At 67.6% G+C, this 14,377-nt stretch carries 13 protein-coding genes, 1 tRNA gene and 1 pseudogene; 5 read left to right on the forward strand and 10 right to left on the reverse strand.

Annotated elements, in window-relative coordinates; genetic code table 11:
• Positions 1-4 precede the first annotated feature (4 nt).
• A complete protein-coding gene (locus tag OG300_RS40765; protein WP_405490580.1) occupies positions 5-757 on the reverse strand; it encodes an SDR family NAD(P)-dependent oxidoreductase in 753 nt (250 codons plus the stop codon).
• Between the two features lie 197 nt (positions 758-954).
• On the opposite strand from OG300_RS40765, the gene OG300_RS40770 reads away from it, so the two are divergent.
• Together OG300_RS40770 and OG300_RS40775 are read left to right on the forward strand one after the other, a co-directional pair.
• Positions 955-1,500: an LppP/LprE family lipoprotein gene (locus tag OG300_RS40770; RefSeq protein WP_405490581.1), complete on the forward strand. Its 546-nt coding sequence runs from the start codon at positions 955-957 to the stop codon at positions 1,498-1,500.
• A 40-nt stretch (positions 1,501-1,540) separates the two neighbouring features.
• Positions 1,541-1,786 (forward strand): annotated as a pseudogene (locus tag OG300_RS40775) (pyridoxamine 5'-phosphate oxidase family protein); the annotation flags it as partial.
• Positions 1,787-1,926: 140 nt separating this feature from the next.
• On the opposite strand, the gene OG300_RS40780 reads toward OG300_RS40775, so the two are convergent.
• Positions 1,927-1,999: transfer RNA gene (locus OG300_RS40780), tRNA-His, on the reverse strand.
• A gap of 78 nt (positions 2,000-2,077) precedes the next feature.
• Positions 2,078-2,707 carry an oligoribonuclease gene (orn, locus tag OG300_RS40785; RefSeq protein ID WP_405490582.1) on the reverse strand — a complete coding sequence of 210 codons (630 nt, stop codon included), beginning with the start codon at positions 2,705-2,707 and terminating at the stop codon, positions 2,078-2,080.
• A gap of 240 nt (positions 2,708-2,947) precedes the next feature.
• Between orn and OG300_RS40790 the strand changes: the two genes are divergently transcribed.
• A complete protein-coding gene (locus OG300_RS40790) occupies positions 2,948-4,729 on the forward strand; it encodes a helicase HerA-like domain-containing protein (protein ID WP_405490583.1) in 1,782 nt (593 codons plus the stop codon).
• Between the two features lie 68 nt (positions 4,730-4,797).
• Here the strand turns inward: OG300_RS40790 and lysA are convergent, their stop codons facing one another.
• The 6 genes from lysA to OG300_RS40820 all read right to left on the reverse strand — a co-directional run bounded on the left by lysA (position 4,798) and on the right by OG300_RS40820 (position 10,917).
• Positions 4,798-6,144: a diaminopimelate decarboxylase gene (gene lysA, locus OG300_RS40795; protein WP_405490584.1), complete on the reverse strand. Its 1,347-nt coding sequence runs from the start codon at positions 6,142-6,144 to the stop codon at positions 4,798-4,800.
• Positions 6,145-6,286: 142 nt separating this feature from the next.
• A complete protein-coding gene (gene cmrA, locus OG300_RS40800) occupies positions 6,287-7,081 on the reverse strand; it encodes a mycolate reductase (protein WP_405490585.1) in 795 nt (264 codons plus the stop codon).
• A gap of 61 nt (positions 7,082-7,142) precedes the next feature.
• Positions 7,143-7,628 (reverse strand): nuclear transport factor 2 family protein, encoded by a 486-nt coding sequence (locus OG300_RS40805; RefSeq protein WP_405490586.1) that lies wholly within the window; start codon positions 7,626-7,628, stop codon positions 7,143-7,145.
• 102 nt (positions 7,629-7,730) lie between these two features.
• Complete coding sequence (locus OG300_RS40810) at positions 7,731-8,315, reverse strand: VOC family protein (protein WP_405490587.1); 585 nt, start codon at positions 8,313-8,315, stop codon at positions 7,731-7,733.
• A complete protein-coding gene (locus OG300_RS40815) occupies positions 8,315-10,342 on the reverse strand; it encodes an FAD-dependent oxidoreductase (protein WP_405490588.1) in 2,028 nt (675 codons plus the stop codon). Before OG300_RS40815 ends, OG300_RS40810 begins: the two co-directional genes overlap by 1 nt.
• Entirely contained in the window at positions 10,339-10,917 is a 579-nt protein-coding gene (locus OG300_RS40820) for a PadR family transcriptional regulator (RefSeq protein ID WP_405490589.1), read from the reverse strand. Before OG300_RS40820 ends, OG300_RS40815 begins: the two co-directional genes overlap by 4 nt.
• A gap of 254 nt (positions 10,918-11,171) precedes the next feature.
• On the opposite strand from OG300_RS40820, the gene OG300_RS40825 reads away from it, so the two are divergent.
• The gene (locus OG300_RS40825) at positions 11,172-12,044 is read left to right on the forward strand and encodes a hypothetical protein (protein ID WP_405490591.1); all 873 of its coding nucleotides are present in this window, start codon (positions 11,172-11,174) and stop codon (positions 12,042-12,044) included.
• Between the two features lie 127 nt (positions 12,045-12,171).
• Positions 12,172-12,843, forward strand: a complete 672-nt coding sequence (locus OG300_RS40830) for a hypothetical protein (RefSeq protein WP_405490595.1) — start codon at positions 12,172-12,174, stop codon at positions 12,841-12,843.
• A gap of 79 nt (positions 12,844-12,922) precedes the next feature.
• On the opposite strand, the gene OG300_RS40835 is transcribed toward OG300_RS40830, so the two are convergent.
• Positions 12,923-14,275 carry an MFS transporter gene (locus OG300_RS40835; RefSeq protein ID WP_405490597.1) on the reverse strand — a complete coding sequence of 451 codons (1,353 nt, stop codon included), beginning with the start codon at positions 14,273-14,275 and terminating at the stop codon, positions 12,923-12,925.
• Between the last annotated feature and the right edge of the window lie 102 nt (positions 14,276-14,377).

The following is a 14,377-nucleotide window of genomic DNA, read 5'->3' on the forward strand; positions in this document are numbered from 1 at the left end:
CGGCTCACAGCGACATCTTGCCGTTGTCGACGGTGTAGATCGCGCCGTGCACGGCGGACGCCTCGTCGGAGCAGAGGAAGGCGATGACATTGGCGACCTGGACCGGATCCATCAGCCCGCGGGCCGCCGCCACCTTCATGATCAGCGTGTAGTCCGGGTCCTCCGGGAAGGTGAACGACTGCACCATCGGCGTGGTCATGCCGCCCGGGCAGACCGCGTTGATCCGGATGCCGCGGCTGTCGAATTCCAGCGCCATGGCCCGCGTCAGCCCGATCAGCCCGTGCTTGGCCGCGCAGTAGCCGGCCGAATACGCCTGCCCCTCCAGTCCCGCCACCGACGACACATTGACGATGCACCCGCCCCGCTCCAGCAGGCTGGGCAGCGCCGCCCGCGACAGGAAGAACGGCGCACTGAGGTTGACCGCCAGATCCCGCTGCCACTCCTCGTCGGTGAGCGTCCCGGTGTGCCGCATGCCGTGCGCCCCCGCCGCATTCACCAGAATGTCGACCCCGCCGAACCGCTCCGTACACGCCCGAACCACCGCGTCACCCGTCGCGGGATCGGCCAGATCGGCAGCCAGCCAACCACTTTCGGGCCCATTCAGCGTCGCCTTCAACCGCTCCTCGTCCCGCCCCACCCCGAACACCCGCGCCCCGCCCGCGGTCAGCAACTGCGCGACCGACTGCCCCAGCCCCGACGACGCCCCGGTGACCACCGCGACCCGCCCCTCGAACCGCCCGGCATTCTCGCCCGTCATACCCGTCTCCATCCATCGCCGAGCGGCTTCGAACCCGCCGCCAAATTAGAACGAGTTACAATTTAGCCTGCCGTGGTCCGGCGTCGACCCCGAATTCCGGCCCCGTTTTCTCCCGTAACCGGGCCGTGGTGAGCTGCGATAACACAAGATCGGGCCGGGGCGATTCACACTGTGTGCGACTGGTCCGAGGGGAGAGCATGAACATGAAGGCTTTGGCGGCGGTGGCGTTGGCGGCGGGGATCGCCTTGACGACCGGGGGGTGTGCGGCGTCCACGTCGAAGGCCGCGCCGAGTCCGGTGGGTTCGGTGGCGCAGCAGCAGGCGGCTCCGAACGGGAGTGGCAACGGGCTGTGCTTCGACCGGAATTCGAGTCTGGCGCAGGCGGCGATCGCGCGATTGGCGGCACCGCCGGTCGGGGGCTGGTCGGTCGGGGAGGTCAGCGATGATTCGCTGAGTTCCGGATGCGACGGGGTGCTGTCGTGGATGACCGTGAACACCAGCACCAATCACACCTACACGCACGTCCTGTTCTTCACCAACGGCACCTATCTGGGCACGGCCACCTCGGACGCCTACCCGTACACGCTGGTGGGCGCGCACACGCGCACTTCGCTGGCGCTGACCTACCGGTGGACGAACGCCACCGATCCGATGTGCTGCCCGCAGGGCGGTCCGAGCACGGTCACCTTCACGCTCAACGGCACCACCGTCACCGCGAACGGTCAGTTCCCGCCGCACAGCTGAGGTCGGCGGAGTTGTCGGTGGGCGGCGATACAGTCGCGCGATGCGCGAAACATCCGAAGAACTCGCGGAACTGCAAACGCTGCTCGACGCATCCCTGACCCGATCGACCGCGCACCTGCAGTCGATCATCAACTCCGAACGAACTCTCACCGCCGCGCAGCTCACCGGAATCCTCACCGGCATGTGCACCCTCGCCCTGTCCACCGTGACCGCCACCGGCGAGCCGCGAATCAGCGGCGCGGACGGCCACTTCCTGCACGGCGCATGGCATTTCGGCACCGCCCGCACTGGATGACCGTCTACGCACCCGACTACGCGAGCATCTCCCCGGCCTGATCGGCCCTACGGCATGCGGCCCCAGTTACGTGGCGATGCGGTGAGAATGACGAAGGGCGTGAACCGGATCGGTTCACGCCCTTCGTGTCGGGTGGCTGACGGGACTTGAACCCGCGACCCCCAGGATCACAACCTGGTGCTCTACCAGCTGAACTACAGCCACCATTGCCGGTAACTTCCGGCGCGGAGAATCGTATCCTGTCCCGGCCGGGAGTACAAAATCGGCTGTTCAGGTGGGGTTTCAGTGGTGTTGTCCGGGGGTTGTCGGGTGGGTGGCGGAGACTTCGGCGGCGACGGTGGCGATCTCGGCGGTGGAGGGGCCGGGCGGGGCGACGAAGGCGGTGCGGCGGTAGTACTGGAGTTCGCGGATGGACTCCTGGATGTCGGCCAGGGCGCGGTGGGCGAGGCCCTTCTCCGGCTGGCCGAAGTAGATGCGGGGGTACCAGCGGCGGGTCAGTTCCTTGATGGAGCTGACGTCGATCATGCGGTAGTGCAGGTGGCCGTCGAGGATCGGCATGTCGCGGGCGATGAAGCCGCGGTCGGTGGCGATCGAGTTGCCGGCCAGCGGCACCGTGCGCGGGGTGGGGACGTACTGCTTGATGTAGTCGAGGATCTGCTGTTCGGCCTCGGCGACGGTGACGGTGGAGCGACGAACCTCTTCGGTGAGCCCGGAACGGGCGTGCATGTCGGTGACCACCGGCGGCATGGCCGCGAGGGCCGCGTCGTCGGCGTGGATCACGATGTCCACGCCCTCGCCCATGACATTGAGGTCGCTGTCGGTCACGAGCGCGGCCACCTCGATCAGCTTGTCACTGTCCAGGCGTAGGCCGGTCATCTCGCAGTCGATCCACACCAAGTATTTGTCGCTCACCGGGGCCAGCGTAGCCGTAGGCCCTGGTTCGACGGCGCAGGGACTTTCGGGTCGCTCGCGGGTGGTCGGCCGACACCCGGGTGGTGATCCGGCCGCGTCGGGTCCGGTTTCCGTGCCGACCGGGCAGTATCGTTTCCCGCATCCCCGGCGCGTATGCAGCGGTCGGCATGTTGGCAGGCAGTTCCCAGAGCAAGTGTTCGCAGGGCAGTCGTAGTTGGCAGAGCAGACGGAGGAAGCGCGATGACCACCCCGCAGGAGAAGGCAGCCGCGGCACGGAAGGCGGCGGAGGACGCGGCGCGGATCGCGGCGGAAGCCGTGGCAGCCGCCGAAGCCGCGGAGAAGGAAGCCGCCGAGCAGGAGGCGGCGGAGCAGGCACAGGCGGATGCCGCGGCGGCGACCTCCGATTCCGGTGCGGCACCGGCCGCAGCGGCGGACACCGCGAAGACCGGCGTGAAAGCTACTGCCACGGGCGGTAATTCGACCGACAAGGCCGAGGCCGCCGCGCAGGAGATCGCCGCCGGATACGCCATGGAGGGCCTGGCCCTCGAATTGGGCACCGTGATCGTGGACGGTCAGGTGCATCCCGATGCGCGCGTACGCATTCCGATGAAGACCATGAACCGTCACGGTCTGGTCGCGGGCGCGACGGGCACCGGTAAGACCAAGACCGTGCAGGGCATCGCCGAGCAGTTGTCGGCGGCGGGCGTCCCGGTGGTGCTGGCCGATATCAAGGGCGACCTGTCGGGCCTCGCCATGCCGGGCCAATCCAATGACAAGCTGCTGGCACGCGCGGCGGAGACCGGTGACCCGGACTGGAAGCCACAGGGCTTCCCGTGCGAATTCGTCTCGCTGGGCACCGAGGGCATCGGGGTGCCGATCCGCGCCACCATCACCTCGTTCGGGCCGATCCTGCTCAGTAAAGCGTTGGGGCTCAACGACACTCAGGAATCGACCCTCGGCCTGATCTTCCACTGGTCGGATCAGAACGCCTTCCCGCTGCTGGATCTCAAGGATCTGCGCGCGGTGATCCAGTTCCTCACCAGCCCGGAGGGCAAGGAGGATCTCAAGGGCATCGGCGGTGTCTCGGCGCAGACCGCGGGCGTGATCCTGCGCGCGCTGGTGAACCTGGAGGCCGACGGCGGCGACACCTTCTTCGGTGAGCCGGAGATGGATCCGGCCGACCTGATGCGGACCGCGGGTGGCATGGGCGTCATCACCCTGTTCGAGCTGGGTGCGCAGGCGTCGCGGCCGCAGATGTTCTCCACGTTCCTGATGTGGGTGCTGGCCGACCTGTTCCAGACCCTGCCCGAGATCGGCGATATCGACAAACCCAAGCTGGTCTTCATCTTCGACGAGGCGCACCTGCTGTTCAACGGGGCGTCGAAGGCGTTCCTCAACCAGGTGGAGCAGACCGTCAAGCTGATCCGCTCCAAGGGCGTTGGCGTGTTCTTCTGCACGCAGCTGCCGACCGACATCCCCAACCAGGTGCTCTCGCAGCTGGGTGCGCGCGTGCAGCACGCCTTGCGCGCGTTCACGCCGGAAGATCAAGCGGCGCTGTCGAAGACGGTGCGCACGTATCCCAAGACCGGGACCTACGATCTCGAAAAGGCGCTCACCTCACTGGGTATCGGTGAGGCCATCGTGACGGTGCTGTCGGAGAAGGGTGCGCCGACGCCGGTGGCGTGGGCGCGCATGCAGCCCCCGCGCTCGCTGATGGACACCATCGGTGACGACGGAATTCGTTCGCGGGCACAGGGTTCCACCCTGTACAGCAAGTACGGCACCACCGTCGACGCCGATTCGGCCTACGAGATCCTCACCGAGAAGCTGGCGGCCGCCAAGCAGGCCGCCGAGGAGTCGGCTCCGGTGAAGCCGTCGCGGTCCTCGAAGCCGACGCCGGAGGACGAGTCGATGGCCGAGAAGATCGTCAACAACCCGGCGTTCAAGAACCTGCTGCGTTCGGCCGCCACCGTGGCGGGACGGGAGATCAGCCGCAGCATCTTCGGCACCCGGAAACGCTGAGCACAACTGGGTAATTACGCTGAGCCGCAACGAGTCCGGGCACCCGCGGGTGCCCGGACTCACGCCGCTCAGTGTCCGATGTCCCGGCACAGCAGATCGTCGATCGTCTCCCGCCGCACCAGTTCCCGGCTGCGCCCGTCGCGCACCGCGACGATCGGCGGCCGCCCGATCCCGTTGTAGGACGAGGCCAGGCTGTGGTGGTACGCGCCCGTGCACGGCATCGCGAGCACCTCACCGGGCCGCAGGTCGACGGGCAGCCGAACATCGTGGGCGAGGATGTCCCCGGCCTCGCAGTGCCGTCCGGCGATGGTGACGGTCATGTGCTCGCCGGTGGGATGCCGGTTGGCGACGACGGCGTCGTAGCGGGCCCCGTAGAGCGCCACCCGCGGGTTGTCGCTCATGCCGCCGTCGACGGTCACGTAGGTGTGCCCGCCCTCCACGTGCTTGATCGACAGCACCCGGTAGAGGGTGACTCCGGCCCGGGCCACGATGGCTCGTCCGGGTTCCAGCGCGATCTTCGGCTGCGGGAAGCCGTAGCGGATGCAGGCGGCGTCGAGCGAGTCGCCCACGATGTCGGACAGCTCGGCGAGATCCATGGCCGGATCGCCGCTGCGGTAGGCGACCGCGTGCCCGCCGCCCAGGTCGAGTTCGGTGAGTTCGACGCCGAGTTCGTCACGCAGGCGCGACATTTCGCCGATCATCCGGCGCACGGCCTCACCGTAGGGGAAGGTCTCGCCGATCTGCGAGCCGATGTGGCAGTGCAGTCCGACGAGTTGCAGATTCGGTTGGCGCAGAATGCGATCCGCCGCTTCCCGGACCGCGTCGCCGCCGATCGGGAAGCCGAACTTCTGGTCGGTGACGCCGGTGCGCACGGCGGGATGCCCGTGCACGTCGATATCGGGGGTGACCCGCAGCAGCACCCGCTGCGGTCGGCTGGCCAGCGCGGAGAGCAGGGTGATCTCGGTGAGCGAGTCGACGACGATGCGCCCGACCCCGCAGTTGATCGCGGTCTCCAGCTCGCCGAACGGTTTCCCGTTGCCGTGCAGCATGATTCGAGCCGGGTCGGCCCAGGAGGACAGTGCCACCGCCAGTTCGCCGGCCGAGCACACGTCCAGGGAGAGTCCTTCTTCGGTGACCCATTCGGCGACGGCCCGGGTGAGCAGCGCCTTGCCCGCGTAGATGATCTCGGCGTCGGGGAAGCGCTTGCGGTAGTCCTGGCAGCGTCCGCGCACCTCGCCCTCGTCGAGCACGTAGGTGGGGGTGCCGTACTGGTCGGCGATATCGGCCAGGGCCACATTGCCGACGGTGATGCGTCCTTCGCCGTCGTAGTGGGTGTCACGTGGCCAGATGGTCGGGTCGAGTCGCGGCACCATACCCCCGTCGCGCAATGACGGGAAGATCTCGAGCAGCGTCAAGGTGTCTCCTGTGGGCGTCCCCGCTTTCTCTTATGCGGGGCCATCCCCAGGAGTACGCCCGTACGGGTGCCGGTGAACGTCCGGCTACGCGGCTTTGACGAGCCGCGCCCCGATCCTTACGCGATCTTGACCGAATCGACGGTCACTCGCCCAGTTTCTTGTAGGCGGCCCCGGCCACCATCGAGGTGATCGAGCGGGGCCCGAACTGGCCGACGAAGCTCATGCCCTTGCTGATCAGGCCCGGGACCACCCGCATCTTGTTGCGGCCGAGCGCGTCGATGGTGATCTTGGCGGTGTGGGCGGCGGTGACCCAGATGAACTCCGGGATCTTGTTGCCCATCTCCTCCTGGTCCGGGTTGTCGGTGCGGACCGGGCCGGGGGCCAGCAGCGTGACGTTCACGCCGGTGCCCTTGAGCTCCCCGCGCAGCGATTCGGAGAAGGTGTTGGTGAACGCCTTGGAGGCGGCGTAGGTGGTGTTGTGCGGGATCGGCATATTGCCCGCCGCGGATCCGGTGATCAGGATGCCGCCGCCGCGTCGCTCCAGCATGCCGGGCAGCACCGCGAGCGTGAGGTCGTGTACGGCAACGGCATTCAGTTCCATGATGTCGCGCTCGTAGTCGAGATCCAGCTTGGCGAGCGCGCCGAAGGTGGCGACGCCCGCGTTGTTGCAGAGGATGGCGATATCGCGGGCGGCCAGTTCCTTGGCCAGCGGCGCGCGCTGTTCGCGATCGGAGAGGTCGATGGCGCGGACCTCGGCGGTGATGCCGTACCGCTCGGTCAGCTTCTCGGCCAGTTCGGCGAGCAGCTCGCCGCGCCGGGCGACCAGGATCAGCGAGTAGCCGCGCGAGGCAAGCTCTTCGGCGAGGGCGACGCCGATCCCGGAGGAGGATCCGGTGACGACGGCACGGTTGTCGGCGGTGGGTGCAGGCAGGCTCACGGCCCAGAGCCTACCGATGCCCGGCGCACCCACGTTGTCGAGTGCGCCGAGGCGTCGGTGACTAGCGGGTGAAGACGTGCTTCATCTGTTCCTGGGGTGCGGAACGCAGCACGCCACCGGCTTGCACCCATTCGCCGACCACGCGCGGGGCGTCGCGGGCGGGGTTGTAGGTGTCCTCCTCGCTGGCGAACAGGCCGTCGCCCGCGTAGACGATGCGGCTGATGTTGGGGAACCAGAATTCGACGCCGGCTTCGGTCGGATGGTCGAGGACATTGCGGATGCTGATGACGATGGCGTCGTTGTCCTCGTCGAAGGCGATCCACTCGTGCGGGAAGCGCATCTGCGGGAAGGGTTTCATGACGCTGACGATCCAGCGGCGCACTTCCTCGCGGCCGTGCATGATGCCGTAGGCGTGCTCGATGTATTCGACGTCCTCGGTGAAGAGATCGGCGAAGGGGGACCAGTCCTCGGTGGCCGAGCAGCGATCGACCACCTCGACGTAGTGGTGCAGCGCCTCTTCCAGCTCGGCCCGGCTGAATTTGCCCATAGCGGAACTCTTTCCCGTCGGTCGATGCCGCCCTCGGCGATGAGGACGGCACTCGACTCCCAATTAAGCATGTTCGCTTAAACGGGTCAATGGGTCGGCAGTTCAGTTGCGCGGCTTGGGCTCCATGAAGGCGATGCCCCAGTTCAGGTGGCCGTGCCAGACGCTGGCGATGCGCCCGCCCTGCACGGCGTTCTTCGGGTCGCCGATCGGACCGCCCGCCGCGCGCACCGCGGCCACCGCGGCATCGAGATCGGGGGTCAGGAAGGCGACGCCGACGAGGGCGGGTGGGGACCCGGAGGTGACCGCCTCGATGAACGGTTCGCCGACCCGGTAGAAGGCCATCTCGGGGCCTTCCGGGCCGCGCGGGAAGAAGCGGCGGCGCGGCGGAATGCCCAGTACCGCAGTCAGATCGGTGACGGCCGCGTCCAGTTCCGGCACCCAGTAGACGACGTGGTCGACAATGGTCACCCCGTTGGGGTGCGCGACCGGAGGCAGCGCGTCGCCGGGCTTCAGGTACGGCACACCGAGTTGCTCAGGGGCGGCCCGGATTTCGTCGAAACCCCAACCGGGGCCGCCGAGCGTGCACTCGACGGCCCCGATCCGGATTCGCCCGTCGGTGACGGTGAAACCCAGTGCCGCCCAGGACTGCTCGTCTCCGGGCAGTCCCAGGCGGGTGAGGTTCGGCATTACAGGGCCGCCGCCAACCGGGTGCCCTGGTTGATGGCGCGCTTGGCGTCGAGTTCCGAGGCCAGGTCGGCCCCGCCGATGAGATGCACCTTGACGCCCGCGGTGACCAGCGGCTCCTGTAGTTCGCGCACGGATTCCTGTCCGGCGCACAGGATCACGTTGTCGCACTCGATGATCTGCGGGCGCTTGCGCTCCTCGCCGTAGCTGATGTGCAGGCCGCGATCGTCGATGCGCTCGTAGTTCACGCCGCCGATCTGCTCGACGCCCTTGGCCTTGACCGCGGCCCGGTGCACCCAGCCCGAGGTCTTGCCCAGATCCTTGCCGAAGGACGACGCCTTGCGCTGCAACAGCACCACCTCGCGGGCGGCGGGGGAGGGCTTGGGGGTGGTGACGAAGCCCGGTACGGTCGGGTCGTCGGAGACGCCCCACTCTTCCTTCCACTCGTCGAGCTTCAGGCTGGGATGTCCTTCGACGGTGAGGAATTCGCTCACGTCGAAGCCGATGCCGCCCGCGCCGATCACGGCGACCTTCTTGCCGACCGGCTTGCCCTCGCGCACCAGTTCGGCGTAGGTGAGCACCTTCGGGTGATCGATGCCGGGAATGTTGGGGATGCGCGGCTTCACGCCGGTGGCCAGGATGACCTCGTCGTAGCCGCCGTCGATGAGCTGCTGCGCGGTGGCGCGGGTTTCGAGATGCAAACGCACGCCGGAGATCTCGATCTGCCGGGTGTAGTAGCGGATGGTCTCGCTGAACTCTTCCTTGCCGGGGATGCGGCGGGCGATGTCGAACTGGCCGCCGATCTTGTCGTCGGATTCGAACAGGTCGACGTGATGTCCGCGCTGCGCCAGGCTGACCGCGGCCGACAGCCCGGCCGGTCCCGCACCGACGACCGCGAACCTGCGGGTGCGCCGAGTCGGCAGCAGTTGCAGCTCGGTCTCGTGTCCGGCGCGCGGATTCAGCAGGCAGGAAACAGTTTTGGCTTGGAAGGCGTGGTCCAGGCAGGCCTGGTTGCAGGCGATGCAGGTGTTGATCTCGTCGGCGCGGGCCTCCTGCGCCTTGCGCGCCCACTCCGGGTCGGCGAGCAGCGGGCGGGCCAGCGACACCAGGTGCGCGTCACCGCGGGTGAGGATCTCCTCGGCGGTCTCCGGCATATTGATGCGGTTGGACGCGCACACCGGAATGTCCACGATGTCCTTGACTTTCGCGGTCCACTCGACGAACGCGGCGCGCGGCACCGAGGTCACGATGGTGGGCACCCGGGCCTCGTGCCAGCCGATGTCGGTGTTGATGATGGTGGCTCCGGCGGCCTCCACATCCTTTGCGACGGCGGCGATCTCGTCCCAGGTCTGGCCCTTCTCCACGAAATCGGCCATGGACAGCCGGAATACGATGATGAAGTCCGGCCCGGTCGCCTTGCGCACCCGGCGCACGATCTCACCGGCGATGCGGCGGCGGTTCTCGGGCGAGCCGCCCCACTTGTCCTTGCGCTTGTTGGTGCGCTCGGCCAGGAACTGGTTGATGAAATACCCTTCACCACCCATGATTTCGACGCCGTCGTACCCGGCGAACTTGGCCAGGGCCGCGCAGCGCGCGTAATCGTCGATGGTGGCCTCGACGCCCTTGCCCGACAGCGCCCGCGGCTTGAACGGGTTGATGGGGGCCTTGATGGCGGAGGCGGAGACGCTGGTGGGCATGTAGGAGTAGCGGCCCGCGTGCAGGATCTGCAGCGCGATCTTGCCGCCCTCGGCGTGCACGGCCTTGGTGATGGCGCGATGCCGGTAGGCCTCGGTCTTGTTGGTCAGCTTGGCGCCGAAGGGCAGCAGCCAGCCGGTGCGGTTGGGCGCGTAACCGCCGGTGATGATGAGACCCACTCCGCCACGGGCTCTTTCGGCGAAGTAGGCGGCCAGCCGGTTGATGTGCCAGGCCCGGTCCTCGAGACCGGTGTGCATGGAACCCATGACCACGCGATTGCGCAGCCGGGTGAATCCCAGGTCCAGGGGTTCGAACAGATGCGGGTAAGCGCTCATCCCTGAGTGCCTTTCGTGTCGGACGCCGGCGACGGGGCTGTGTCGCGCGTGAGTGCGTCGATTACTTCCTCACACCAGTCGACGATGCCCTCCTCCACGCGGACGCCGCCGCGTAGCACGAGGTACTGGTGCAGCTTGGGGCCGGAGAGCTGATCCGGCGCGGGGTAGTCCTTCTTCTCGAAGGCGCGGTACAGGTCGAGGCGGTGCGCGTGCTGGTCGCGGTGCCGCTTCACCTCGGTGAGCAGTGCGGGCACGTCACCGAGGGAGGCCGCGCGCAGCTTGACGCCGAGCTCGTTGCGCATGGGTTCCAGGTCGGCCGGTTCGGCGATCCAGCGGACCAATTCCGCGCGACCGGCGTCGGAGACCGTGTAGACCTTCTTGTCGGGGCGGCCCTCCTGCACGACGGCTTCGGGGATGACCCAGCCCTGCTCGTCCATCCGCTTGAGGACGCGGTAGATCTGCTGGTGGGTGGCGTTCCAGAAGAAGCCGATCGACTTGTCGAACCGCCGGGCCAGGTCGTACCCCGAACTCGCGCGTTCGGTCAGCGACACCAGTAGTGCGTGTTCGAGGGCCATGCGGCCAGGATAACTGCTACGGGACGTACTATGCAATTCAGTGCATAGGCGTGAGTTGTCCGCCGGTTAACGTTCACGCGCGTCGCGGGGATTTCTTTGCGAATCACATGCCCGGGGGGACCGGGTGTCGTGCACTGAGATGGCAATCTTTCTGGGAGGCAGCTGTGCGATCGAAACTCACCACCATTGGTGCGGCGTTACTCATCGCCACATCGGCGGTACTTCTGACGGCATGCAATGACAAGGACACCCCGGTGGCCGCGCCGACGACCAGCGCGGTCGGGGCGGCGGGGATGGGACCCGGTCAGACGGGCGACACCGGCGCCTCGACCAGCCCCGGCGGCAGCAACTCGCAGTCGACGGTCAAGGCGATCGGCAAGACCGGCTGGTACGACGGCTTCGACATCACCGTCGACAAGGCCACCGTGGTGCCCGACGGCTCCGGCGGCGCCCGCGTCACCATCGACATCACGTACAAGAACAACACCACCGACGACAAGATGATCAGCGTGACACCGACCCTGCAGGTCGGCGATCAGATCGACGGGGGAGCCGACTTCACCGACCCGACCGTGCCCGGAAAGGGTTCGGCCGCAGGCACAGTCACCACCTCGGTGAAGAAGCTGGGCGACGCCGGGCACCTGATCGACACCCTCACCCTGGTGTACGGCCCCGCCAGCGCCAACCAGACCAAGATCCCGCTGAAGGCCGATGCGAAGGTCGACAGCATCCAGCCCAAGACGCTGCCCATCACCGGCACCCTGGTGCAGGGGCACACCACCGTGCAGGTCACCGGGGCCACCCTGACCCCCAGCTACACCAAGGACGAGCGCGGCAAGATGGAGCTCGCCCTGCACGTGAAACTCATTGGCGGCGGCGATATCTCCGACGGTGGCGCGAATATCTTCACCGAGTACTTCTCGATCAAGACCCCCGACGGTCAGAGTCTGGTCGCCGACCAGCGCGGTTTCATCGACGAGCTGCTCGACCGCAACCAGACCATCGACAATCCGAAGGATCTGGCCACCTTCGTGGTCGCGTCCCCGGGCACCGGCGCGTACGTGCTGAGCTACGACGCCACCAAGGGGCAGACGCCCGCGGCCACGCTGGCGGTCACCGTCAACTGAGTCCGTCCACGCCTCCGGCCGCGCGACCGGCCGGGGGCGTGCCGGTCCCGAATTGTGACGGATCCGTCCGGGCGTGGCGGTCTCGCTCTTTCCCGAAGCTGTCGGTCCGCCCCGATAATCTGCCCTGATGGTCAGACCGGATTCGGCCTTGCGCCGCCTCATGCGCGATACCGGAAAGCTGTTGGAACCCTACGGGTTCGAAGGCGAGGACCCGCGCTGGGTGAGAACCGACCCCGGTGGCGTGGCCGTGGTCGAACGCACCCGCACGCTGCGCTCCTTCACCGCGGGCCAGCAGGAACTGACCTTCGGCCTGCGTGTGCAGGCCACCCCGCTGGCCTGGTGGGAATTCCGGGCCTGGCGCGACACCCGCGACGGCCTGCCGGTCGCCCCGCTGGAAGCGGCCACCGGCCCCGGCGTGATCGACGCCGACACCCTGCCGCCCGCCCTCACCGAACCCTGGTCGCTGCGCCTGGACACCGACGCCCCCGGCCACGTCCTGACCGGTGACGTCTCGGTGATCCGCGAGGAACTCCCCAAGCGCGTCCACGCCTACGCCCGCCGCGCCCTGCGCCTGCTACAACCCGGCGCCTACCTCGAAGAGCTACTCGCCCAACCCGATCCGACCATCGCCACCTGGGAGGCCATCGTCGTCCTGCTCGCCGGTGAGGGCCCCGACCCCCGCCTCGACGACGCCCTCGACCACCTGGCCCACCTCGCCGACGAGGAGCCCTCGCCCGACGCCCTGGACGTCATCGACTACGCCCGCTGCTGTCTGGTGGGCGCGGAGCAACCGGCCTAGTCGCCGACGCGAGAACGCGAACCGGCCTGTTCGGCTACCGGTTCGCGTTCTCGGATTCGGGTCGCCCCCAACGACTTCGTCAGCGGGCGGCGCGGACGGCCAGGGCGGCCGCCACGGCGACGGTGATGCCCTCGGCGATGGCGGTGATGCCGACCGCGTGCGAGGCCGACAGGATGCTGGTGCCCGCCAGGCTCAGGAACATCGAGCCGAAGGTGGCGATGCCGATCACGACGCCGAGTTGTACACAGGTGACGAGGATTCCGCTGGCGTCGGCGGCCAGGGCCAGGGGGATGCGGGCGGTGGTGCGGGCCATCAGCGGGCTGAAGGACAGGCCGTAGCCGAGGCCCATGATGGTGAAGACGGTGAGGTCGAGGGGGCCGAAGCCACCGCCGTCGCGCAGCAGCAGGCCCATGATGACGGTGGTGATCGCGGCTATGGCCAGCCCCGCCGGGATCATGATCGCGTGGAATCGGGCCGGGATTCGCGACCAGTTCAGGCTGATCAGGCCGAAGGCCACGCCGTTGGGGAAGAAGACCAGCCCCGCGTGAATGGCGCTGTAGCCCAGTGTGGATTGCAGATGGATGGCGATGACGAACAGCCAGCCACCGAAGGTGGTCATCACCAACAGCAGCGTCGCGGCGGTGAGGACCAGGCCTGGCGTGCGCAAGACACGGTCAGCGAACAGCGGTTCACCACCTCGCCGATGCACAGCACGTTCCACCAGCGCGAAGAGGGCGAAGCCGAATGCGGCTGCGGCCAGCGCGATCTGAGTCCACAGCGGCCAGTGCTGCTCGTGCCCGAGCACCAGCGGCACCACCAGCAGCAGCACCGAAGCGGTGAGCACGCCGAGCCCGGCCAGATCCAGCTTCCGATCCACCCGAGCGGTGATCCCGGGCAGGATTCCCGGCGCGACCGCCAGCAGTGCCAGCCCGATCGGCACATTCACGAGAAACACTCCGCGCCAACTGGTCCCGGCAATATCGCTGCTCACGATCAGCCCACCCACGATCTGCCCGACAACCATGCCACCGGAGATAACGGCCGCATACGCCGAAAGTGCGCGAGCCCGTGTGGTCCCCGTGAACGTCCGCTGAATGAGCGTCATCACCTGCGGCACCATGGTCGCCGACCCCACCCCTTGCAGGAATCGGAAGACGATGAGCGCCCCCGCATTCCACGCCAGGCCGCAGGCCAACGAAGCAACAGTGAACAACGCCAGCCCAGCAATGAACATATTCCGCTGCCCGAACCGATCCCCCAGCCTGGCCCCGGTCACCAGCAGCACGGCATACGCGATGACATACCCGGAAACGATCAACTGCATCTCGGAACCGCTGGCATGCAACGAGATTCGCATCGAAGGAATGGCGACATTGACAATGGAAGCATCCAGCACGGCCATGAACTGTCCGAGCAGAATAACGGCCAGCACGGCAACCGGCCGCCTACCGACGGAAGCGGAAGCCGCCGTCACCGATGAAGATTGGGTCAGGCTCTGAGTCATGTGAATGATCGTCTGCCGCCCCGACACCTT

The organism is Nocardia sp. NBC_00511, from assembly GCF_045161165.1.
GTDB lineage: Bacteria > Actinomycetota > Actinomycetes > Mycobacteriales > Mycobacteriaceae > Nocardia.